A 22,259-nucleotide genomic window follows, 5' to 3' on the forward strand; every position below is an offset into this window, starting at 1 on the left:
TGGCCCATCCGGGGGCCTGTGTAGTTGCACAGCTCAAAGGCTATGTCGAGTCTGTTTTGGCTGTTATCCATAAAGTATAGATAGCGGACAAAAGAGACTGGTGAAGCGAGGGTGTTAAAAAGGCCCCACTTGCGTGGAGCCTTTATTGTACGCTTTTTAACGCGTGATTTCAGTCAATTCCACTTACATGGACTGAGTGAAAGTACGGGTGATAACGTCCTGCTGCTGTTCTTTCGTCAGGGAGTTAAAACGTACTGCGTAGCCAGATACGCGGATGGTCAGCTGAGGATATTTCTCAGGATGTTCCATCGCGTCGAGCAGCATTTCACGGTTCATTACGTTCACGTTCAGGTGCTGACCACCTTCGATGGACGCTTCGTGGTGGAAGTAACCATCCATCAGACCCGCGAGGTTAGTTTTACGCACTTCGTCGTCTTTACCCAGGGCGTTTGGCACGATAGAGAAGGTGTAAGAGATACCATCTTTCGCGTAAGCAAACGGCAGTTTAGCAACGGAGGTCAGAGAAGCTACAGCACCTTTCTGGTCACGACCGTGCATTGGGTTAGCACCTGGGCCAAATGGCGCGCCAGCACGACGACCGTCTGGAGTGTTACCGGTTTTCTTACCATACACAACGTTAGAGGTGATGGTCAGAACAGACTGAGTCGGGATAGCGTTACGGTAGGTAGTGAGTTTCTGAATTTTCTTCATGAAACGTTCTACCAGGTCAACCGCCATGTCATCAACGCGAGCGTCGTTGTTACCAAACTGCGGGTATTCGCCTTCGATTTCGAAGTCTACGGCCAGGCCGTCTTCGTCACGAATTGGTTTAACTTTCGCGTATTTGATTGCAGACAGGGAGTCAGCCGCAACGGACAGACCTGCGATACCACACGCCATGGTGCGGATAACGTCACGGTCGTGCAGCGCCATCAGAGAGGCTTCGTAGCTGTACTTGTCGTGCATGTAGTGGATAACGTTCAGCGCGGTCACGTACTGCTTAGCCAGCCAGTCCATGAAGTGGTCCATGCGCTCCATGACTTCGTCATAGTTCAGCACGTCGCCTTTGATTGGCTCAGACTTAGGACCAACCTGCATTTTCAGTTTTTCATCAACGCCGCCGTTGATAGCGTATAGCATGGTTTTCGCCAGGTTTGCACGCGCACCGAAGAACTGCATTTGTTTACCAACAACCATTGGGCTCACGCAGCAAGCGATAGCGTAGTCGTCGTTGTTGAAGTCCGGACGCATCAGGTCATCGTTCTCGTACTGCAGAGAAGAGGTGTCGATGGACACTTTAGCGGCGAATTTCTTGAAGTTCAGAGGCAGTTTTTCAGACCACAGAACGGTGATGTTCGGCTCCGGAGAAGGACCCATGGTGTACAGGGTATTCAGGAAGCGGAAGCTGTTTTTGGTAACCAGCGTACGGCCGTCAACGCCCATACCGCCGATTGATTCGGTTGCCCAGATTGGGTCACCAGAGAACAGTTCATCATATTCTGGGGTACGCAGGAAGCGAACCATACGCAGTTTCATGACCAGGTGGTCAATCATTTCCTGAGCGTCTTGCTCGGTGATTTTACCTGCTTTCAGGTCACGTTCGATGTACGCATCCAGGAAGGTGGATACACGGCCGAAGGACATTGCTGCACCGTTCTGAGACTTAACAGCGGCCAGGTAGCCGAAGTAGGTCCACTGAATAGCTTCCTGAGCGTTGGTCGCAGGACCAGAGATATCGCAGCCGTATTTAGCCGCCATCTCTTTGATCTGACCCAGCGCGCGGTGCTGTTCAGCAATTTCTTCACGCAGACGGATAGTCGCTTCCAGGTTTACGCCGTTTTCCAGGTCAGACTGCAGGGAAACGAACTGCGCGTATTTGTCTTTCATCAGGAAGTCGATACCGTACAGCGCAACGCGACGGTAGTCACCGATGATACGGCCACGGCCATAGGCATCTGGCAGACCAGTCAGAACGCCAGATTTACGGCAGTTCAGAATGTCTTTGGTATAGACATCGAATACGCCCTGGTTATGGGTTTTGCGGTATTCGGTGAAGATTTTTTTCAGCATTGGGTCCAGCTCGCGGTTATACGCTTTGCAGGAACCTTCAACCATTTTGATACCACCGAACGGGATGATGGCGCGTTTCAGTGGTGCTTCAGTCTGCAGACCAACAATTTTCTCAAGGGCTTTGTTGATGTAGCCAGCATCGTGAGAAGTGATGGTGGATGCAACGGAGGTGTCAAAATCAACTGGCGCGTGAGTGCGGTTTTCCAGTTTAACGCCTTCCATTACGCTGTCCCACAGCTTGGTGGTCGCGTCAGTTGCGCCAGCCAGGAAGGATTCGTCACCTTCATACGGGGTATAGTTTTTCTGAATGAAGTCACGGACGTTGACTTCATTCTGCCAGTCACCTTTCGCAAAACCTTCCCAGGCTGTGGCTAACTTTTCATTAAGCTCGGACATGTAACACCTACCTTCTTAAGTGGATTTTTTATTTACTGCCTGAGACAACCATTAATGATGGTCGCCGCCACGCAGGTAAATGACCCAGTATGTCAACCCAACTAACAGACCCCCACCGATAATGTTCCCGATAGTGACGGGGATCAGGTTATCAGTAATGAAATTCATAATAGTCAGGTGAGAGAAACTTTCCGGGGATGAACCAACTGCGGTCCAGAACTCCGGGCTTGCAAAGTTGCGGATAACAATCCCCATCGGGATCATGAACATATTCGCAATACTGTGCTCGAAGCCGCTGGCAACAAACATCGCAACCGGCAGAACCATAATCATGGCTTTATCCATCAGGCTACGGCCAGAGTAGCTCATCCAGACCGCCAGGCAGACCATCAGGTTTGCGAGGATGCCGAGAGCAACGGCTTCGATAAATGTGTGATGCATTTTGTGGTCAGCGGTTTGCAGGACATTAAGCCCCCAGCCACCGTTGGCGGTCATATACTCGCCAGAGAGCCACATCAACAGAACAAAGAGCAGACAGCCAATCAGGTTACCAACGTAGACGTTAAGCCAGTTGCGCGCCAGTTGACCCCAGGTAATTCTTCCGCTGGCTTTCGCCACAACAATCAGCACCGTTGAGGTGAAGAGGTCGGCGCCGCAAATGACGCAGAGAATCAGACCCAGTGAGAAGCAAATGCCGCCAATCAGTTTGGCCATGCCGAAAGGCATTCCGGCAGTACCGGTGGTGGCGGTGATGTAGAAGACGAAAGCGATAGAGATGAACACACCTGCAGTGATCGCCAGATAGAACGTCTTCATCGGGTGTTTCGTTGCTTTATAGACACCCGCTTCTTCGGCAACTTTTGCCATCGCGGCGGGGAGTAAAAGATCAAAAGGGTTGTCAGCTTTCACACTAACTCTCTCTTTATTAAGTCGGCGACGAGATACTAACAAAGCATTATAGAAGAGAAATTGATATAGATCATATCTCGCCTGGCTTATAGGCCCGCAGTATGTATGGTTTCACAGCAAATGCGGAGTAAGTATTTGATTATCCGTATAAAAATAAATTTTAAAAGTTATGAAAAGAGTTGAATTTTTTCGTTCGGCCCCCTTCGAAACAGTTAATTAATATGGAGTAATTACCATAAAAAGTAACAATAAAGCCCAGGCAAATATTATTATATTTACCCGTGTTTAACTTTATTATTACAATCAACAATCATTGCCGAAGAGAATAAAAAACGGGGCAATGAAATTGCCCCGTAATATAGCCCAGACGATTGAATACGCCTACTGCCGTTAATGTTATATGCGCTTATTTTGACCAGTAAGCGGCTTTTGCTTTCTGCAGTTTTTCATAGGCCTTCAGCAGAGACTGATGCGCCGGGAAGGCTTTCAGATCGCTGTCAACCGCCTGCAGACCGTAGAACGGCTCTTCACCGCTCAGCGCCGCGCTGGCGGCTTCAACCGCTTCAGCACCGTACATACGTACGAAAGCGTTCAGGTACTGCAGTGGCTCGCGATCGTCTTCCTGCGCAAGCAGCAGCAGGGTTTGCAGGCAGCGGTAATAGTTGGTGCGCTCGGCGGAGAAGACCGACTGGTTAAACTCCATGGTCCATTCTGTCCAGGCCAGAGCCTGATCCAGATCGCCGCCCGCGAGGGCCAGCATCGCTTTCAGTTCACCGATGCGCAGCGTGTACCAGCCGTTGTCTTTCCCGGTCGCCAGACCCAGCAGCTCGCGCACGCGGGTAAAGTCATCGTGGCCTTCATCGTCCAGCTGGGCTATCAGGTTGAGATAATCTTCTTTTTCCCACTCGCTGCCCGGCAGGGAGAGTAGGGTTTCACGCAGGTGCGCGCCCATGCTGTTGTTTGCGAGCCACAGATCTTCCGCCGGATAGATATCAGACATGCCAGGCACGATGATGCGGCACGCGTAAACGCCCAGGTGCTCGTAATCGGCAATGTACACTTCCTGGTCTTCCGCGTTAAAGATCGCCATCAGCGTCGCGAACTCTTCTTCCGTGGTACCGGCAAAGCTCCAGTCCACGAACGGATAGTCCGCGTCCTGCTTGAACATATCCCAGGAGATCAAACCGCTGGAGTCGATGAAGTGGGTTTCGAGGTTGGTGTGCTCGGCCACTTCTTCATCGTCAAACGTTGGCGGGGTGAATACGTCGAGATCTTTCAGGCTACGGCCCTGCAGCAGCTCGGTCACGGTACGCTCCAGCGCCACGCCGAAGTCAGGATGCGCGCCGAAGGAGGCGAAGCAGGTTCCGTTAGTCGGGTTAAACAGCACGACGCAGATAACCGGATATTTACCACCCAGCGAGCCGTCATACGCAAAGATTGGGAAACCTTCGGCTTCCAGTTTGGCGATGGATTCCACCACCCCCGGGTATCGCGCCAGCACGTCTGCCGGAATTTCAGGCAGGCTGATGGATTCGGCGATAATGCGGTTTTTGATATGACGCTCGAAGACTTCAGAGAGACCCTGCACGCGCGCTTCATTGCGGGTGTTACCGGCGGACATACCGTTAGACACATACAGGTTGCCGACGATGTTCATCGGGATATAGACGGTCTGCTCGTCAGACTGACGGGTGAACGGCAGGGCGCAGATCCCACGCTCTTCATTACCAGACTGCAGATCGATCAGCATGCTGGCGGTCAGTTCGTTTTCCGGATCGTAGAAGGCACGCAGACGGGCATCCAGAATGCCTTCCGGCAGTTCATCGTCTTCGGTCAGCGGGAACCATTTTTCGTTCGGATAGTGAACGAACGGGCCGTTGGCGATGGTTTCACCCAGCCAGAAGTCAGCGAAGAAGTAGTTGGTGGACAGACGCTCAAAATACTCACCCAGCGCAGAGGCCAGTGCCGCTTTTTTCGTCGCACCTTTACCGTTGGTAAAGCAGAGCGCGCAGTCTTTGTCGCGAATGTGCACGGACCAGACGTGAGGCACCGGGTTCAGCCAGGAGGCTTCTTCGATGTTAAAGCCCAGGTCGGTCAGTTTCTGCTGGAAGCGAGCGATGGAATCTTCCAGAGCGGCGTCTTTGCCGGGGATAAACGTTTGAGTCATGGCGTTCACTTTTATCATACGTAAAGCGCGCAATGATACGGGTTTTGCGTGACGGGTGCTATCTCCGGCGAAAATAAATGGCTGAGCTATGCTTAGTAGCAGTAACTGACTGTAAAGGCATAGAAAAATGAAAGCATTTGATCTCCAGCGGATGGCGTTTGATAAAGTTCCACCTGAATTTCTGGGCGAAGTGGCGCTGCGCAGCCTGTATACCTTCGTACTCGTCTTCCTGTTTCTCAAAATTACCGGCCGTCGTGGCGTTCGTCAGATGTCGCTGTTTGAAGTGCTGATCATCCTGACGCTGGGCTCGGCGGCGGGGGACGTCGCGTTTTATGACGACGTGCCGATGGTGCCGGTGTTTATCGTTTTTGTTTCCCTCGCCTTGCTTTACCGGCTGGTGATGTGGCTGATGTCAAAAAGTGAAAAGCTGGAAGATCTGCTTGAAGGGAAACCGGTCGTTATTGTCGAGGACGGTCAGCTGGCCTGGGAAAATGTGCAAAGCGCCAATATGACCGAGTTTGAGTTCTTTATGGAGCTGCGCCTGAATAGCGTTGAACAGCTCGGACAGGTGCGGCTGGCGATCATGGAAACCAATGGGCAAATCAGCGTCTATTACTATGCTGATGACGACGTTAAGCCCGGCCTGTGTATCCTGCCGGATATGTTAGTAGAACGGTTCAGGGTGATACCTGAAACCGGGGAGTATGCATGTATAAAATGTAGTCATGTTGTGGGGATGCATGCGGGCGATCATCAATTATGCCCTCGTTGTGCAAATCCGGAATGGACAAAGGTTAGCCGGGCTAAACGCCTCGTCTGACAGCGATTTTGTCGGTTTTGTGACGACGAGGCGGCAGATTGTTTTGTGTGACGAAGGGCACATTTCCCCGGCCAAAAGTTTTAGACATTGCGGCGCGTGTCACTGAATGATAAAACCGATATCCACAGTTATAACTTATGGCTTTTAGCGTGGTGAGGGGAAATGGCTCAAGTCTTTAATTTCAGTTCAGGTCCGGCAATGTTACCGGCAGACGTGCTCAAACAGGCTCAACAGGAGCTGTGTGACTGGAACGGTCTGGGTACGTCGGTGATGGAAATCAGCCACCGTGGTAAAGCGTTTATTCAGGTGGCGGAAGAGGCAGAAAAGGATTTTCGCGATCTGCTGAACATTCCCTCGAACTACAAAGTATTGTTCTGTCACGGCGGTGGACGCGGCCAGTTTGCGGGCATCCCGCTCAATCTGCTGGGCGACAAAACCACCGCTGATTACGTCGATGCCGGCTACTGGGCAGCCAGTGCGGTAAAAGAAGCGCACAAATACTGCACGCCGAACGTTATCGACGCCAAAGTGACCGTTGACGGTCTGCGCGCCGTGAAGCCGATGAGCGAGTGGCAGCTGTCTGACAACGCCGCGTATCTCCACTACTGCCCGAACGAAACCATCGACGGCATCGCCATTCACGAAGAGCCAGACTTTGGCGACAATGTCATTGTGACGGCGGACTTCTCTTCAACCATTCTGTCCACTCCGCTGGACGTCAGTCGCTACGGCGTCATTTACGCAGGTGCTCAGAAAAACATCGGTCCTGCTGGGCTGACTATTGTCATCGTCCGTGAAGACCTGCTGGGGAAAGCCCATAAGTCCTGCCCGTCAATCCTGGATTACACCGTCCTGAATGACAACGACTCCATGTTCAACACCCCACCTACGTTTGCCTGGTATCTCTCCGGCCTGGTCTTCAAATGGCTGAAGCAAAACGGCGGCGTGGCGCAGATGGACAAGATCAATCAGCAGAAAGCCGAACTGCTGTATGGCGTGATCGACAAGAGTGATTTCTACCGCAACGATGTGGCGAAAGCTAACCGTTCCCGCATGAACGTGCCGTTCCAGCTGGCGGACAGCAACCTGGACAAAGTGTTCCTGGAAGAGTCCTTCGCCGCAGGTCTGCATGCGCTCAAAGGTCACCGTGTCGTGGGCGGCATGCGTGCCTCCATTTATAACGCCATGCCGCTGGAAGGCGTTAAAGCCCTGACCGATTTCATGATCGACTTCGAACGTCGTCACGGTTAATTTGCTGTTTTTCACCCCCGCAGCGTCCCTGCGGGGTTTTTATTATGTTGAGTTGAGAGTTTAGTTTTCATGGAATCCCTGACGTTACAACCTATCGCGCGGGTAGATGGCACCATCAATCTGCCTGGTTCAAAAAGTGTCTCGAACCGCGCTCTGCTGCTGGCAGCTCTGGCAAACGGCACCACCGTCCTCACCAACCTGCTGGACAGCGATGACGTGCGCCATATGCTCAATGCGCTGAAAGCGTTGGGCGTTCATTACACACTCTCTGACGATCGCACCCGCTGCGAAGTGACCGGCAACGGCGGCGCGCTGCGGGCGAGTGAAGAGCTTGAGCTGTTTCTGGGTAACGCGGGTACCGCGATGCGTCCGCTGGCGGCGGCCCTGTGCCTCGGGAGCAATAACATCGTGCTGACCGGCGAGCCGCGCATGAAGGAGCGTCCGATCGGCCATCTGGTAGATGCCCTGCGTCAGGGCGGCGCGCAGATTGAGTATCTGGAGCAGGAAAATTACCCGCCACTGCGTCTGCGCGGGGGCTTTACCGGCGGTACCGTCGAGGTTGACGGCAGCGTCTCCAGCCAGTTCCTGACGGCGCTACTGATGACCGCGCCGCTGGCCCCGCAGGATACGGTTATCACGATTAAAGGTGAGCTGGTCTCCAAACCGTATATTGATATTACGCTGCATCTGATGAAAACCTTCGGCGTTGAGGTTGAAAACCAGTCTTATCAGCGCTTTGTCGTGCGTGGGGCGCAGCAGTACCAGTCGCCGGGCAACTACCTGGTTGAAGGCGATGCTTCATCCGCGTCCTATTTCCTTGCCGCTGGCGCGATTAAAGGCGGTACGGTAAAAGTGACCGGCATTGGCCGCAACAGCGTGCAGGGCGATATTCGTTTTGCTGACGTGCTGGAAAAAATGGGCGCGGTTGTCACCTGGGGGGATGATTTCATCTCCTGTACCCACGGTGAGCTGAACGCCATCGACATGGACATGAACCATATCCCGGATGCGGCGATGACCATTGCCACGGCGGCGCTGTTTGCCAAAGGCACCACCACGCTGCGCAACATCTATAACTGGCGCGTAAAAGAGACGGACCGCCTGTTCGCGATGGCAACCGAGTTGCGTAAAGTCGGCGCTGAGGTAGAAGAGGGCGAAGATTACATTCGCGTCACGCCGCCGGCAAAACTGAACTTTGCTGAAATCGGGACCTATAACGATCACCGTATGGCGATGTGTTTTTCGCTGGTGGCGCTGTCCGATACCCCTGTGACCATTCTCGATCCGAAATGTACGGCGAAAACCTTCCCGGACTATTTCGAACAGCTGGCGCGCATTAGCACCCTGGCATGATGAAGTCTTGCCGCATCACCTGATGCGGCATTTCCTTACGCTTCCTGACGATCTTTCCCGCTCATTTCTTCTACACTCTGCTTCTATCATTCCGTAATTTGCACGCAAAGGTAACAGTTGCGCACGTTGGCGCGTATAATGCGCGGCGTTCATGTTAACGGTATGCCTTATTTAAGGAGAAAAAGATGACGGCAGTTGCCCCGGTAATCACCATTGATGGGCCGAGTGGCGCAGGGAAAGGTACTCTGTGCAAAGCGATGGCGGAAGCATTGCAATGGCATCTTTTAGATTCGGGAGCAATCTATCGCGTGCTGGCGCTGGCTGCGCTGCATCATCACGTGGATGTCGCCTCTGAAGAAGCGCTGGTACCGCTGGCTGCGCATCTGGATGTGCGTTTTGTTTCTACCAATGGCAACCTGGAAGTGATCCTGGAAGGGGAAGACGTGAGCGGCGAAATCCGTACGCAGGAAGTTGCTAATGCGGCCTCCCAGGTGGCGGCTTTCCCACGCGTTCGCGAGGCGCTGCTGCGTCGCCAGCGAGCGTTTCGTGAAGCCCCGGGTCTGATCGCTGATGGACGCGACATGGGAACCGTGGTCTTCCCTGATGCGCCAGTAAAAATCTTCCTTGACGCCTCTTCGGAAGAACGTGCTCAACGCCGTATGCTTCAGTTGCAGGAAAAGGGGTTTAGTGTTAACTTTGATCGCCTTTTATCCGAGATAAAAGAGCGCGATGACCGCGATCGTAACCGCGCCGTCGCACCGCTTGTTCCTGCAGAAGATGCATTAGTTCTGGATTCAACCAGTTTAACTATTGAGCAAGTGATTGAAAAAGCGCTACAATATGCGCGCCAAAAACTGGCACTCGCGTAATCGCGACCGATTTAGCAGTACCCCCGCTGCAATGGATTGACGGCGGGTATGTGAAACAACCCCATCCGGCACGGAGCCAGGTGGACGTTAATATTAACCTGAAGATTAAACATGACTGAATCTTTTGCTCAACTGTTTGAAGAATCCTTAAAAGAAATCGAAACCCGTCCGGGTTCCATCGTTCGCGGTGTTGTTGTTGCTATCGACAAAGACGTAGTACTGGTTGACGCCGGTCTGAAATCTGAGTCCGCCATTCCGGCTGAGCAGTTCAAAAACGCCCAGGGCGAGCTGGAAATCCAGGTTGGTGACGAAGTTGACGTTGCTCTGGACGCAGTAGAAGACGGCTTCGGCGAAACCCTGCTGTCTCGTGAGAAAGCTAAACGTCACGAAGCATGGATCACGCTGGAGAAAGCTTACGAAGAAGCTGAAACTGTGGTCGGTGTTATCAACGGCAAAGTTAAAGGTGGCTTCACTGTTGAGCTGAATGGTATTCGTGCGTTCCTGCCAGGTTCACTGGTAGACGTTCGTCCAGTCCGTGACACCCTGCACCTCGAAGGCAAAGAGCTTGAGTTCAAAGTAATCAAGCTGGACCAGAAGCGTAACAACGTTGTTGTTTCCCGTCGTGCCGTTATCGAATCCGAAAACAGCGCAGAACGCGATCAGCTGCTGGAAAACCTGCAGGAAGGCATGGAAGTCAAAGGTATCGTTAAGAACCTCACTGACTACGGCGCATTCGTTGACCTGGGCGGCGTTGATGGCCTGCTGCACATCACCGACATGGCGTGGAAACGCGTTAAGCACCCAAGCGAAATCGTGAACGTGGGCGACGAAATCACTGTTAAAGTGCTGAAGTTCGACCGCGAGCGTACTCGTGTATCCCTCGGCCTGAAACAGCTGGGCGAAGATCCATGGGTAGCTATCGCTAAGCGTTACCCAGAAGGTACTAAACTGACTGGTCGCGTAACCAACCTGACCGACTACGGCTGCTTCGTTGAAATCGAAGAAGGCGTTGAAGGCCTGGTGCACGTTTCCGAAATGGACTGGACCAACAAAAACATCCACCCATCCAAAGTTGTTAACGTTGGTGATGTAGTGGAAGTGATGGTTCTGGATATCGACGAAGAACGTCGTCGTATCTCCCTGGGCCTGAAGCAGTGCAAAAACAACCCATGGCAGCAGTTCGCGGAAACCCACAACAAGGGCGACCGTGTTGAAGGTAAAATCAAGTCTATCACTGACTTCGGTATCTTCATCGGCCTGGACGGCGGCATCGATGGCCTGGTTCACCTGTCTGACATCTCCTGGAACGTTGCAGGCGAAGAAGCAGTTCGTGAATACAAAAAAGGCGACGAAATCGCTGCAGTTGTTCTGCAGGTTGACGCAGAGCGTGAGCGTATCTCCCTGGGCGTTAAACAGCTCGCAGAAGATCCGTTCAACAACTGGGTTGCACTGAACAAGAAAGGCGCAATCGTAAACGGTAAAGTGACTGCAGTTGACGCTAAAGGCGCAACCGTAGAACTGGCTGACGGCGTTGAAGGTTACCTGCGCGCTTCTGAAGCTTCACGTGACCGCGTTGAAGATGCCACTCTGGTTCTGAACGTAGGCGACGACGTTGAAGCTAAGTTCACCGGTGTTGACCGTAAGAACCGTGCAATCAGCCTGTCTGTTCGTGCTAAAGACGAAGCTGATGAGAAAGATGCAATCGCAACTGTTAACAAACAGGAAGATGCAAACTTCTCTAACAACGCAATGGCTGAAGCTTTCAAAGCAGCTAAAGGCGAGTAATATCAGGTTCTCAGCATCATTTGAGCTGTAACGCATTTACAGCGCGAAGGATGAGGAGCAGACTTGACAGATTGCAGGATTCGTCCTGTAATCAATAACAAAGGGCGGCTACGGCCGCCCTTGTTTAATGAGCTGTTCAGCTAATTGGTTTGAAAGGAACCGGAGGAATCATGACCAAGTCAGAATTGATTGAAAGACTTGCCAGTCAGCAACCGCATATCCCTGCCAAGGCAGTGGAAGATGCCGTAAAAGAGATGCTGGAGCATATGGCCTCCACTCTTGCCCAGGGCGAGCGCATTGAAATCCGCGGTTTCGGTAGTTTTTCTCTGCACTATCGTGCTCCACGTACCGGGCGTAACCCGAAAACTGGTGATAAAGTCGAGCTGGAAGGGAAGTACGTTCCACACTTTAAGCCGGGTAAAGAACTGCGCGATCGCGCCAATATTTACGGCAACTGAGTTTAGCCAGCCGGTTAAACTGGGTTCGAAAGAAAGCACCTGCGGGTGCTTTTTTTGTCTCCGTCACTTTCATTCTGAAGGTGTCTCGCATTTTAAGTTGCGTTTTCTGCAACGCGCTAAAAACCTTGCAGCGCTTGCTGTAGATTGCATTTTTCACGCCTGACACCCCGCTCGATCTGCCCGCATACTGCCACCCAGAAACAGGGAGGTAGCAATGGGAATTCCCGCTTTAGGTATCTGCGCCATTCTGGCGATAGCCCCGTTACTCTGGTTACCTGAACTGCCATCGCGTTATACCATCTGGATAATGATGGCTGGCGCAGTTGCACTGGCCGCACGCCAAAACGTACGGCTGAAGTATGTGGGGTTGACGCTGTTATTTTGCGTGTGGGGCATTCTGGCCGCGCAAGAGAGCGTCTGGCCGATGCAGCATTTAACCGCAGGTGCCGTACAGGCCGAGGTGGAGATCGCCGCGACTGATGGTGCCACTGTGCATCAGGGAAAAATACTCACCGTTGATGGCCATCGCTGGTGGGCGTCAACAGGCGTAACGCTTTATGGTCATTATCTGCCGCAGAAAGCGTGTGCCGGTCAGCGCTGGGCGATGACGCTCCGGCTCAGGCCTGTACACGGCGAACTGAACGACGGAGGGTATGACCCCCAGCGCAGCGCTATTGCCCGCCATCAAACGCTAAGTGGGCGTTTTACCCATGCAGAACTCATCGATGGACGCTGCAGCCTGCGAGCGCAATACCTGACATCGCTGCAAAACCGACTTTCAGTTTATCGCTGGGGCGCGGTTATCCTCGGGCTGGGCATGGGAGAACGTCTGGATGTCCCCAGGGAAATAAAAGACCTGATGCGTGAAACCGGCACGCTGCATCTGATGGCGATTTCGGGTCTGCATATCGCGCTGGCGGCCTCCATCGTCTGGTTTCTTGTGCGCGGGCTTCAGTTTTTATTACCTTGCCATCGGGTCAACTGGCAAATGCCTCTGCTGGCAGGGTTATTCTTTGCTGCTTTCTACGCCTGGCTGACCGGTCTGCAACCGCCCGCGCTACGCACGGTCATCGCACTTGCTGTACTGGCGGCGCTGCGGATCGGGTCCCGGCAATGGTCTCCATGGCAGGTGTGGATCTGCTGTGTCGCGGCGATCCTGATAAGCGATCCCTTAGCCATACTTTCGCAGAGTCTGCTTTTGTCTGCATTTGCCGTCGCCGCGCTGATTTTCTGGTTTCAGTGGTTGCCGCTTCCTCACTGGCAGTGGGCTCGCCGGATACGTCCGCTGCTGAACCTTGTCTATCTGCAGGTCGGCATGCTGTTACTTCTCATGCCGCTACAGGTTCTGATTTTCCATGGCTTTAGCATTTCATCGTTGATCGCCAACTTCTTTGCCGTGCCGTTGGTGACGTTTGTCTGCGTACCGCTGATTTTACTTGGCATGCTGCTCCATCTGCTGCCGCTGGCGGGGCTGGAAAGCGGCATCTGGTATGCAGCCGATAAGACGCTTGCCGGGTTGTTCTGGTTGCTGATGCGCCTGCCAGACGGCTGGCAGAGTGTGGACCAGCGCTGGCAGTACATGACGTTACTGCCGTGGCTTATCCTCATCGGCTGGCGTTTCCGCGCCTGGAAAACCGTTCCTGCCGTTTGTCTGGCGGGAAGTGTCTTGCTGGCTTCTCCCCTCTGGCGAACGGCGAAAAGCGACGCCTGGACGCTCCATATGCTGGACGTGGGGCAGGGGCTGGCAATGGTTATTGAACGACAGGGAAAAGCCATTCTTTACGATACCGGGCTTGCCTGGCCGGGCGGGGATAGTGCACAGCGGTTAATTATTCCATGGCTGCGCTGGCATCATCTGCAGCCGGAAGGCGTTATTCTCAGCCATGAGCATCTCGACCATGCGGGAGGTCTTGTATCGCTGCAAAAAACATGGCCCGAAATGTGGGTAAGAAGTCCGTTGCACCAGACTGGGCATCGTCCCTGCTTTCGCGGGCAAAGATGGCAATGGCAGGGGTTAACGTTCACCGTCCACTGGCCCACTGAAAATTATCCGGCTCAGGGTAACAATCACTCCTGCGTGGTAAAAATTGACGACGGCGAGCAGAGCGTTCTGCTGACGGGAGACATTGAAGCACAGGCAGAACAGGCTATGCTTAGCCATTACTGGCAGCATCTGACGTCCACCCTCATACAGGTACCTCATCACGGCAGCAATACCTCGTCTTCATTGCCGCTGGTACAGCGCCTGGAAGGGGAGATTGCGCTGGATTCAGCGGCCCGCTATAACGCATGGCGATTCCCGTCGGCTAAAGTAGTCCGGCGCTATCGAAAAGAGGGATATATCTGGCACGATACCCCCCATTCCGGGCAAATATCGGTGACATTTTCGCACCATCGCTGGCAAATCCGGCGCGTGCGGGATCAATTTTTACCCCCCTGGTATCATCAGTGGTTTGGCGCGCCCGTAGATAACGGGTAGAATATGCGGCTATTTCAACAAATGCTGGTTTTTTGAATGCATAACGACAAAGATCTCTCCACGTGGCAAACCTTCCGCCGACTCTGGCCGATGATTGCTCCCTTTAAAGCAGGCCTGATCGTGGCGGGTGTAGCGTTAATCCTCAACGCAGCCAGCGATACTTTTATGTTATCGCTCCTCAAACCGTTACTGGACGACGGTTTTGGTAAAACGGATCGCTCAGTGTTGCTATGGATGCCTCTGGTGGTTATCGGGCTGATGATCTTACGTGGTATCACCAGCTATATCTCCAGCTACTGTATCTCCTGGGTTTCCGGGAAAGTGGTTATGACCATGCGCCGTCGTCTGTTCAGCCACATGATGGGCATGCCGGTCTCATTCTTTGACAAGCAATCCACCGGGACGCTGCTGTCTCGTATTACCTACGATTCAGAGCAGGTTGCCTCCTCCTCTTCAAGCGCGCTGATTACCGTCGTGCGCGAAGGAGCGTCGATCATCGGTCTGTTTGCAATGATGTTCTATTACAGCTGGCAGCTGTCGCTGATCCTTATCGTGCTGGCACCGGTCGTGTCCATTGCTATCCGCGTCGTCTCAAAGCGCTTCCGCAATATCAGTAAGAATATGCAGAACACCATGGGGCAGGTGACGACCAGCGCAGAACAGATGCTGAAAGGGCACAAAGAAGTGTTGATCTTCGGCGGTCAGGAAGTTGAAACCAAACGCTTTGACAAAGTCAGCAACAAAATGCGTCTGCAGGGGATGAAGATGGTCTCGGCCTCTTCCATCTCTGACCCGATCATTCAGCTGATTGCCTCACTGGCGTTGGCGTTCGTTCTTTATGCGGCAAGCTTCCCGAGCGTAATGGAGACGCTGACGGCGGGTACTATCACCGTAGTCTTCTCCTCGATGATTGCCCTGATGCGCCCGCTGAAATCCCTGACCAACGTGAACGCCCAGTTCCAGCGCGGGATGGCCGCCTGCCAGACGCTGTTCAGCATTCTGGATTCTGAACAGGAAAAAGACGAAGGTACACGCGAGGTAGAGCGCGCGCGTGGCGACGTGGAGTTCCGCAACGTGACCTTCACCTATCCAGGCCGCGAAACGCCGGCTCTGCGCAATATCAACCTGACGATTCCGGCAGGTAAAACCGTTGCGCTGGTAGGCCGCTCCGGCTCCGGTAAATCCACCATTGCGAGCCTCATCACTCGTTTCTACGATATTAACGAAGGTGAGATCCTGCTGGATGGTCACGACCTGCGGGAGTACACCCTGCAGTCGCTGCGTAACCAGGTTGCGCTGGTTTCTCAGAACGTGCATCTCTTCAACGATACGGTTGCCAACAACATTGCTTATGCGCGCACTGACGAGTACAGCCGCGAGCAGATTGAGAACGCCGCGCGTATGGCGTATGCAATGGACTTTATCAACAAGATGGATAACGGTCTGGATACGATCATCGGTGAAAACGGGGTACTGCTCTCCGGCGGTCAGCGCCAGCGTATTGCCATTGCGCGCGCGCTGCTGCGCGATAGCCCGATACTGATCCTGGACGAAGCAACATCTGCACTGGATACGGAATCTGAACGCGCGATTCAGTCGGCGCTGGATGAACTGCAAAAGAACCGTACGTCGCTGGTGATTGCGCACCGTCTGTCCACTATTGAGCAGGCAGATGAGATCGTCGTGGTTGAGGACGGCATCATTGTTGAACGCGGAAGCCATGCCGATCTGCTGGAACATCGTGGCGTTTACGCCCAGCTTCATAAGATGCAGTTCGGCGAATGATTGCACGCATCTGGTCCGGTGAATCCCCGCTGTGGCTGCTGCTTTTGCCGCTCTCCTGGCTGTACGGCCTGGTGAGCGGCATTATTCGCCTGTTTTACCGTCTGGGTATCAAGCGTGCCTGGCGCGCGCCGGTTCCGGTAGTCGTGGTGGGTAACCTCACGGCGGGCGGCAACGGCAAAACGCCAGTGGTGATCTGGCTGGTGGAGCAGTTGCAAAAACGCGGCATCCGCCCCGGCGTGGTATCGCGTGGGTATGGTGGTAAAGCGGCGCGCTACCCATTGCTGCTGTCGGCGGAAACCACGACCGCAGAAGCAGGTGATGAGCCAGTATTGATTTTCCAGCGTACCGGTGCGCCGGTTGCGGTCTCCCCGGTGCGCAGCGACGCCGTGCAGGCCCTGCTTGCTGAACACGCGGCACAAATCATCATCACTGACGACGGCCTGCAGCATTACGCTCTGGCGCGTGATAAAGAGATTGTAGTTATCGACGGCGTTCGTCGTTTCGGCAACGGCTGGTGGCTGCCCGCTGGCCCCATGCGTGAACGGGCTTCGCGTCTGAAGTCCGTTGATGCGGTGATTGTTAACGGCGGTGAAGCCGAGGCGGGTGAAATTCCTATGCGTCTGTTACCGGGAATGGCGGTCAACCTGGTGACGGGTGAACGCCGGGCGGTTGCAGAACTGCCTTCGCTGGTGGCAATGGCGGGTATTGGTCATCCGCCGCGCTTCTTCGCGACGCTGGAACAGTGTGGCGCCCGGCTGGAAAAACGCGTTCCGCTGGCTGACCATCAGGCGATGGTGGCAGAGCAGGTTGAGGCGTTTACCGCGCCTGGCCAGACGCTCATTATGACCGAAAAAGATGCGGTGAAATGCCGTGCCTTTGCGAAAGAAAACTGGTGGTATCTGCCCGTTGACGCTGAACTCAGCGGCGAACAGCCGGAACAATTGCTTAAGGAACTGATTGCGTTGGTGCAGTAGAGGCTTACGCGGTTCTGGTGGCGCTTTGACTGACAGGAAAACGCATGTCTTTACCGCAACTCTCGCTTTCAGCCGCACGTCATTTACACCTTGCCGCGCAGGGGCTGCTCAAAAAGCCCCGTCGCCGCGCGCAGCCTGCCGATATCCTCTCTACCGTCCAGCGCATGTCGCTGCTCCAAATCGACACCATTAACATTGTCGCCCGTAGCCCTTACCTGGTGCTGTTTAGCCGCCTGGGGAGTTATCCTCCGCAGTGGCTGGATGAGGCGCTCTCCAAAGGGGAGCTGATGGAGTACTGGGCTCACGAAGCCTGCTTCCTGCCCCGTAGTGATTTCGCCCTGGTACGTCACCGTATGCTTGCTCCGGAAAAGATGGGATGGAAATACCGGCAGGCGTGGATGGAGGAACATGAGGCCGAAATAGAGCAGCTTATCAGCCATATTCAGGAAAACGGCCCCGTTCGATCCGCCGATTTTGAACATCCGCGCAAAGGTGCAGGCGGATGGTGGGAGTGGAAGCCGCACAAGCGTCATCTTGAAGGGTTGTTCACGTCAGGCAAAGTCATGGTCATTGAACGGCGTAATTTTCAGCGCGTTTATGATCTGACGCATCGCGTAATGCCTCACTGGGACGACGAGCGGGATCTGCTTACTCAGGAGGCGGCCGAGGCCATCATGCTGGAGAACAGCGCCCGCAGCCTGGGCATTTTCCGTCCGCAATGGCTGGCAGACTATTACCGTCTCCGTCAGCCTGCGCTGAAGCCTCTGCTGGGGATGTGGCAGCGTGAACAGCGAGTTATTCCCGTTATGGTGGAAACGCTGGGAGAAATGTGGCTGCATGCGGATCTTGTCCCTCTGCTGCCCGAGGCTCTGGAGGGGAAACTCCGGGCGACCCACAGCGCGGTATTGTCGCCGTTCGACCCGGTTGTCTGGGACAGAAAACGCGCCGAGCAGCTGTTTGACTTCAGCTACCGGCTGGAATGCTATACCCCGGCGCCAAAGCGGCAATACGGCTACTTTGTTTTACCGCTGCTGCACAAGGGACAACTGGTCGGACGCATGGATGCCAAAATGCACCGCAAGACCGGCACGCTTGAAGTCATTGCCCTTTATCTGCAAGAGGGCATCAGGGTCACGGCGAGCCTGGAAAAAGGGTTAACGTCCGCCATTAGCGAGTTCGCGCGCTGGCAGGAGGCTCGCGACGTAACGCTTGGCCGGGTACCTGACGGGTTATTCACATCCTGTCGAAGTGGCTGGGAAACAGGCACGCCCTGAAAAGGGAATGTGTTAAGCTTTAGCGATTACCCATACGGAGGAACTATGGATCACCGTTTACTTGAAATTATTGCCTGCCCGGTATGCAACGGCAAACTTTACTACAGCCAGGACAAACAGGAGCTGATCTGCAAGCTGGACAGTCTGGCCTTCCCGCTGCGTGACGGCATTCCGGTACTGCTGGAAAATGAAGCCCGTTCCCTGGTGGCAGAAGAGAGCAAACCATGAGTTTTGTTGTCATTATTCCTGCACGTTATGCCTCAACGCGTCTGCCGGGTAAACCGCTGGTAGATATCAACGGCAAGCCGATGATTGTGCATGTCCTTGAGCGGGCGCGTGAGTCCGGTGCCGACCGCATTATCGTTGCAACCGATCATCCTGATGTCGCCCGTGCGGTTGAGGCCGCAGGCGGTGAGGTGTGCATGACCCGCGCCGATCACCAGTCCGGCACCGAGCGTCTGGCTGAAGTGGTTGAGAAATGTGGTTTCAGTGACGATACGGTCATCGTAAACGTGCAGGGCGACGAGCCGATGATCCCGGCCGTTATTATCCGTCAGGTGGCGGAAAACCTGGCGCAGCGTCAGGTCGGTATGGCGACGCTCGCGGTGCCTATTCACCACGCTGAAGAGGCATTCAATCCGAATGCGGTGAAGGTGGTGATGGATGCCGAAGGCTATGCGCTCTATTTCTCCCGCGCTACGATTCCGTGGGATCGCGATCGCTTTGCGCTCTCTAAAGAGACCATCGGTGATTCTTTCCTGCGTCATATTGGGATCTACGGCTATCGCGCCGGCTTTATTCGCCGCTATGTAGCCTGGGCACCGAGCCCGCTGGAGCATATCGAAATGCTGGAGCAGCTTCGCGTGCTCTGGTATGGCGAAAAAATCCACGTTGCCGTTGCCCGCGAAGTACCGGGAACGGGCGTTGATACGCCGGAAGATCTTGAGCGCGTCCGCGCCGAGTTGCGCTAATCCCGCCTGCATCCCTCCTTTCGGAGGGATGTCCTCTCCCCGCAAATTCCCCTTTCTTTACCCTAATTGATCTCTTCCGGGTGACATCTTCACGCTGTGCGCTCATTATAAAAGCAGTAGTCTTAATGGGGGTAATCTCATATGGAACAGCTGCGTGCCGAACTTAGCCATCTGCTGGGTGAGAAGTTAAGCCGGGTCGAATGCGTGAGTGAAAAGGTCGATACCGCGCTCTGGTCGTTGTATGACGGCCAGGGCAACCCGATGCCGCTGATGGCACGAAGCTTCTCGTCGCCGGGCGTGGCCAGGCAGCTTGCCTGGAAAATGTCGATGCTGGCACGGGAGGGAACCGTCCGTATGCCGACCGTGTACGGCGTGATGACCCACGAGGAACATCCCGGCCCGGACGTACTGCTGATTGAGCGTTTACGCGGTGTGCCGGTAGAAGCGCCCGCGCGTACGCCGGAACGCTGGGAACAGCTGAAAGATCAGATTGTTGAGGCGCTGCTGGCCTGGCACCGACAGGATAGCCGAGGGCTTGTTGGTCCGGTTGACAGCACCCAGGAAAACCTGTGGCCGCTGTGGTATCGCCAGCGGGTGGAAGTGCTGTGGGGGACGCTTAACCAGTTCAACAATACCGGCTTGACCATGCAGGACAAACGTATTCTGTTTCGCACCCGCGAGTGCTTACCGGCGCTGTTCGACGGCTTTAACGACAACTGCGTGCTGATCCACGGCAATTTTACTCTGCGCAGTATGCTCAAAGACTCCCGCAGCGATCAGCTCCTGGCGATGCTAGGGCCGGGGATCATGCTCTGGGCACCGCGGGAATATGAGCTGTTCAGGCTCAGCGACAGCGGGGCGGCGGAAGGTTTACTGTGGCACTACCTTCAACGCGCGCCCGTTGCAGAGGCGTTTCTCTGGCGTCGCTGGCTTTATCTGCTCTGGGACGAAGTGGCGCAACTGGTCAACACCGGACGTTTCAATCGCGCCAACTTCGATCTGGCGGCTAAATCACTCTTGCCCTGGCTCGCCTGACGAGCCTTTCAGCCACTGCCAGAGGCGTCCGAGCGTCTCGTAGCCAACGCGATCGCTATGCATCAACCACATCGGAGAGGGGATCACCCGTTCCCATGGGTTGAGCGGCGCGCTGATGGCCATCTGGTTTGCCGGTGCGGGAAGCGGGTGCAAACCTTGCTTCTCGAAGAAAATCATCGCTCTTGGCAGGTGCGAGGCGGAGGTCACCAGTAAGAACGGAACATCGCCAATCGCCTGCTTCACCGCGGCAGCCTCTTCCTCGGTATCCTTTGGGCTGTCCAGCGTGATGATAGAGGAACGCGGTACGCCGAGCGATTCCGCGATTCTGGCCCCCGCTTCAGCCGTACTCACCGGGTTGGTTTTGGCCGCTGCGCCGGTGAAGATCATTTTTGATCCCGGATTCGCCAGCCACAGGCGAATACCTTCGTTTAGCCGCGGCAGGCTGTTGTTGATCAGGTTCGAACTGGGGGCCCAGTCAGGGTCCCAGGTATACCCGCCGCCCAGCACAACGATGTAATCAACTTTCTGGTTTCCCTGCCACGTAGGGTACCTGTTTTCGATGGGGCGCAGCAGTCCATCCGCCACCGGCTGCAGGCTCAGCAGCAGCAGGACCAGCCAGCCGAACGTAATAAGCGTTTTGCCACTCTTCTGAAAGCGACTAAACCACACCAGCGCCAGCCCCAGCGCGATGATGATAAGCAGCAGCGGAAGGGGAAGCATCATCCCTCCAACGTATTTCTTAAGGGTAAAAAGCATCCTTTTTGGTTCCTTTTTTGACCATACAGCAGATGATTACCGGTGATATTACACCAGAGAGGTTCATTCTCCGCGCGGGTGTGACAAAATAGCGGTTTTGCAGTTAGCGAGTGGAACTCTCCCAATGCGGGATCGCAATTTTGATGACATCGCGGAAAAGTTTTCGCGCAACATTTATGGCACCACGAAAGGGCAGCTCCGTCAGACGATCCTCTGGCAGGATCTGGACACTATTCTGGCGACGTTCGGTGGTCAAACGTTGCGCGTGCTGGACGCCGGTGGTGGTGAAGGGCAGACGGCGATAAAAATGGCTGAACGCGGTCATCACGTCACGCTTTGCGATCTTTCTGCTGAAATGGTCGCCCGCGCGACGCGTGCGGCAGAAGAGAAAGGTGTGAGCGACAACATGCATTTTATACAATGCGCCGCTCAGGACATCGCGCAGCATTTGGAAACCCAGGTTGATCTGATATTGTTTCATGCGGTGCTGGAGTGGGTTGCCGATCCGCAAAGCGTGTTACAAACCCTGTGGTCAATGTTACGTCCGGGCGGTACGCTGTCGCTGATGTTCTACAATGCTAACGGCTTCCTGATGCACAACATGGTGGCAGGGAACTTCGACTATGTTCAGGTCGGGATGCCGAAAAAGAAAAAACGCACGCTTTCCCCGGACTATCCGCGCGATCCGCAGCAGGTTTACGGCTGGCTGGAAGAGATTGGCTGGCAGATCGTCGGGAAGACGGGCGTCAGGGTGTTTCATGATTATCTGCGTGAAAAACACAAACAGCGTGACTGTTTTGACACCTTAACAGAATTAGAAACGCGGTATTGCCGCCAGGAGCCGTTCGTCAGCCTTGGCCGCTATATTCACGTCACCGCGCACAAGCCGCAGATGCAAGGATAACCT

The 22,259-nt window shown here is 54.4% G+C and carries 18 protein-coding genes; 14 read left to right on the forward strand and 4 right to left on the reverse strand.

The window, feature by feature from the left end:
• Positions 1 to 183: 183 nt before the first annotated feature.
• From pflB to ycaO, 3 genes are all read right to left on the reverse strand, one after another.
• Positions 184 to 2,466 (reverse strand): formate C-acetyltransferase, encoded by a 2,283-nt coding sequence (gene pflB, locus IB212_RS07710; protein ID WP_023338210.1) that lies wholly within the window; start codon positions 2,464 to 2,466, stop codon positions 184 to 186.
• Between the two features lie 51 nt (positions 2,467 to 2,517).
• Positions 2,518 to 3,375: a formate transporter FocA gene (focA, locus tag IB212_RS07715; protein WP_028012564.1), complete on the reverse strand. Its 858-nt coding sequence runs from the start codon at positions 3,373 to 3,375 to the stop codon at positions 2,518 to 2,520.
• A gap of 406 nt (positions 3,376 to 3,781) precedes the next feature.
• Entirely contained in the window at positions 3,782 to 5,542 is a 1,761-nt protein-coding gene (ycaO, locus tag IB212_RS07720; RefSeq protein ID WP_032644855.1) for a 30S ribosomal protein S12 methylthiotransferase accessory factor YcaO, read from the reverse strand.
• Between the two features lie 127 nt (positions 5,543 to 5,669).
• On the opposite strand from ycaO, the gene IB212_RS07725 reads away from it, so the two are divergent.
• The 13 genes from IB212_RS07725 (at position 5,670) to IB212_RS07785 (ending at position 20,596) form a co-directional block, all read left to right on the forward strand.
• Positions 5,670 to 6,362, forward strand: a complete 693-nt coding sequence (locus tag IB212_RS07725) for a DUF421 domain-containing protein (RefSeq protein WP_028012566.1) — start codon at positions 5,670 to 5,672, stop codon at positions 6,360 to 6,362.
• Between the two features lie 162 nt (positions 6,363 to 6,524).
• Positions 6,525 to 7,613, forward strand: a complete 1,089-nt coding sequence (serC, locus tag IB212_RS07730; protein WP_041910627.1) for a 3-phosphoserine/phosphohydroxythreonine transaminase — start codon at positions 6,525 to 6,527, stop codon at positions 7,611 to 7,613.
• Positions 7,614 to 7,682: 69 nt separating this feature from the next.
• Entirely contained in the window at positions 7,683 to 8,966 is a 1,284-nt protein-coding gene (aroA, locus tag IB212_RS07735) for a 3-phosphoshikimate 1-carboxyvinyltransferase (RefSeq protein WP_041910626.1), read from the forward strand.
• 185 nt (positions 8,967 to 9,151) lie between these two features.
• Complete coding sequence (cmk, locus tag IB212_RS07740) at positions 9,152 to 9,835, forward strand: (d)CMP kinase (protein ID WP_045327246.1); 684 nt, start codon at positions 9,152 to 9,154, stop codon at positions 9,833 to 9,835.
• Between the two features lie 111 nt (positions 9,836 to 9,946).
• Positions 9,947 to 11,620, forward strand: a complete 1,674-nt coding sequence (gene rpsA / locus IB212_RS07745; protein WP_008499966.1) for a 30S ribosomal protein S1 — start codon at positions 9,947 to 9,949, stop codon at positions 11,618 to 11,620.
• 170 nt (positions 11,621 to 11,790) lie between these two features.
• Positions 11,791 to 12,078, forward strand: coding sequence for an integration host factor subunit beta (gene ihfB / locus IB212_RS07750; RefSeq protein WP_008499965.1), 288 nt, complete (start codon positions 11,791 to 11,793; stop codon positions 12,076 to 12,078).
• 214 nt (positions 12,079 to 12,292) lie between these two features.
• Positions 12,293 to 14,557: a ComEC family protein gene (locus tag IB212_RS07755; protein WP_041910624.1), complete on the forward strand. Its 2,265-nt coding sequence runs from the start codon at positions 12,293 to 12,295 to the stop codon at positions 14,555 to 14,557.
• Positions 14,558 to 14,593: 36 nt separating this feature from the next.
• Positions 14,594 to 16,342, forward strand: a complete 1,749-nt coding sequence (msbA, locus tag IB212_RS07760; RefSeq protein WP_028012570.1) for a lipid A ABC transporter ATP-binding protein/permease MsbA — start codon at positions 14,594 to 14,596, stop codon at positions 16,340 to 16,342.
• Positions 16,339 to 17,316: a tetraacyldisaccharide 4'-kinase gene (gene lpxK, locus IB212_RS07765; protein WP_041910623.1), complete on the forward strand. Its 978-nt coding sequence runs from the start codon at positions 16,339 to 16,341 to the stop codon at positions 17,314 to 17,316. The genes msbA and lpxK overlap by 4 nt, the downstream gene beginning before the upstream one ends.
• A 44-nt stretch (positions 17,317 to 17,360) precedes the next feature.
• Positions 17,361 to 18,590: a winged helix-turn-helix domain-containing protein gene (locus IB212_RS07770; protein ID WP_041910622.1), complete on the forward strand. Its 1,230-nt coding sequence runs from the start codon at positions 17,361 to 17,363 to the stop codon at positions 18,588 to 18,590.
• Positions 18,591 to 18,635: 45 nt separating this feature from the next.
• Positions 18,636 to 18,818, forward strand: coding sequence for a protein YcaR (ycaR, locus tag IB212_RS07775; protein WP_006174474.1), 183 nt, complete (start codon positions 18,636 to 18,638; stop codon positions 18,816 to 18,818).
• Positions 18,815 to 19,561, forward strand: a complete 747-nt coding sequence (kdsB, locus tag IB212_RS07780; protein ID WP_028012573.1) for a 3-deoxy-manno-octulosonate cytidylyltransferase — start codon at positions 18,815 to 18,817, stop codon at positions 19,559 to 19,561. Before ycaR ends, kdsB begins: the two co-directional genes overlap by 4 nt.
• 141 nt (positions 19,562 to 19,702) lie before the next feature.
• Positions 19,703 to 20,596: a YcbJ family phosphotransferase gene (locus IB212_RS07785; protein WP_028012574.1), complete on the forward strand. Its 894-nt coding sequence runs from the start codon at positions 19,703 to 19,705 to the stop codon at positions 20,594 to 20,596.
• On the opposite strand, the gene elyC is transcribed toward IB212_RS07785, so the two are convergent.
• Positions 20,573 to 21,352: an envelope biogenesis factor ElyC gene (gene elyC, locus IB212_RS07790; RefSeq protein ID WP_028012575.1), complete on the reverse strand. Its 780-nt coding sequence runs from the start codon at positions 21,350 to 21,352 to the stop codon at positions 20,573 to 20,575. The two genes, IB212_RS07785 and elyC, sit on opposite strands and share 24 nt — an antisense overlap.
• A 124-nt stretch (positions 21,353 to 21,476) precedes the next feature.
• Here elyC and cmoM point away from each other — a divergent pair, with 124 nt between their 5' ends.
• Positions 21,477 to 22,256 carry a tRNA uridine 5-oxyacetic acid(34) methyltransferase CmoM gene (gene cmoM / locus IB212_RS07795; protein ID WP_028012576.1) on the forward strand — a complete coding sequence of 260 codons (780 nt, stop codon included), beginning with the start codon at positions 21,477 to 21,479 and terminating at the stop codon, positions 22,254 to 22,256.
• The last annotated feature ends 3 nt before the right edge of the window (positions 22,257 to 22,259 follow it).

The sequence above is a fragment of the Enterobacter sp. E12 genome, assembly GCF_014596715.2.
GTDB classification, from domain to species: domain Bacteria; phylum Pseudomonadota; class Gammaproteobacteria; order Enterobacterales; family Enterobacteriaceae; genus Enterobacter; species Enterobacter bugandensis.

What these genes read in the sequence shown, in the direction of transcription:
- pflB (WP_023338210.1), bottom strand. Translation starts at nt 2,466, where the DNA reads ATGTCCGAGCTTAATGAAAAGTTAGCCACAGCCTGGGAAGGTTTTGCG.
- ycaO (WP_032644855.1), bottom strand. Translation starts at nt 5,542, where the DNA reads ATGACTCAAACGTTTATCCCCGGCAAAGACGCCGCTCTGGAAGATTCC.
- IB212_RS07725 (WP_028012566.1), top strand. Translation starts at nt 5,670, where the DNA reads ATGAAAGCATTTGATCTCCAGCGGATGGCGTTTGATAAAGTTCCACCT.
- serC (WP_041910627.1), top strand. Translation starts at nt 6,525, where the DNA reads ATGGCTCAAGTCTTTAATTTCAGTTCAGGTCCGGCAATGTTACCGGCA.
- aroA (WP_041910626.1), top strand. Translation starts at nt 7,683, where the DNA reads ATGGAATCCCTGACGTTACAACCTATCGCGCGGGTAGATGGCACCATC.
- cmk (WP_045327246.1), top strand. Translation starts at nt 9,152, where the DNA reads ATGACGGCAGTTGCCCCGGTAATCACCATTGATGGGCCGAGTGGCGCA.
- rpsA (WP_008499966.1), top strand. Translation starts at nt 9,947, where the DNA reads ATGACTGAATCTTTTGCTCAACTGTTTGAAGAATCCTTAAAAGAAATC.
- ihfB (WP_008499965.1), top strand. Translation starts at nt 11,791, where the DNA reads ATGACCAAGTCAGAATTGATTGAAAGACTTGCCAGTCAGCAACCGCAT.
- IB212_RS07755 (WP_041910624.1), top strand. Translation starts at nt 12,293, where the DNA reads ATGGGAATTCCCGCTTTAGGTATCTGCGCCATTCTGGCGATAGCCCCG.
- msbA (WP_028012570.1), top strand. Translation starts at nt 14,594, where the DNA reads ATGCATAACGACAAAGATCTCTCCACGTGGCAAACCTTCCGCCGACTC.
- lpxK (WP_041910623.1), top strand. Translation starts at nt 16,339, where the DNA reads ATGATTGCACGCATCTGGTCCGGTGAATCCCCGCTGTGGCTGCTGCTT.
- IB212_RS07770 (WP_041910622.1), top strand. Translation starts at nt 17,361, where the DNA reads ATGTCTTTACCGCAACTCTCGCTTTCAGCCGCACGTCATTTACACCTT.
- ycaR (WP_006174474.1), top strand. Translation starts at nt 18,636, where the DNA reads ATGGATCACCGTTTACTTGAAATTATTGCCTGCCCGGTATGCAACGGC.
- kdsB (WP_028012573.1), top strand. Translation starts at nt 18,815, where the DNA reads ATGAGTTTTGTTGTCATTATTCCTGCACGTTATGCCTCAACGCGTCTG.
- IB212_RS07785 (WP_028012574.1), top strand. Translation starts at nt 19,703, where the DNA reads ATGGAACAGCTGCGTGCCGAACTTAGCCATCTGCTGGGTGAGAAGTTA.
- elyC (WP_028012575.1), bottom strand. Translation starts at nt 21,352, where the DNA reads ATGCTTTTTACCCTTAAGAAATACGTTGGAGGGATGATGCTTCCCCTT.
- cmoM (WP_028012576.1), top strand. Translation starts at nt 21,477, where the DNA reads ATGCGGGATCGCAATTTTGATGACATCGCGGAAAAGTTTTCGCGCAAC.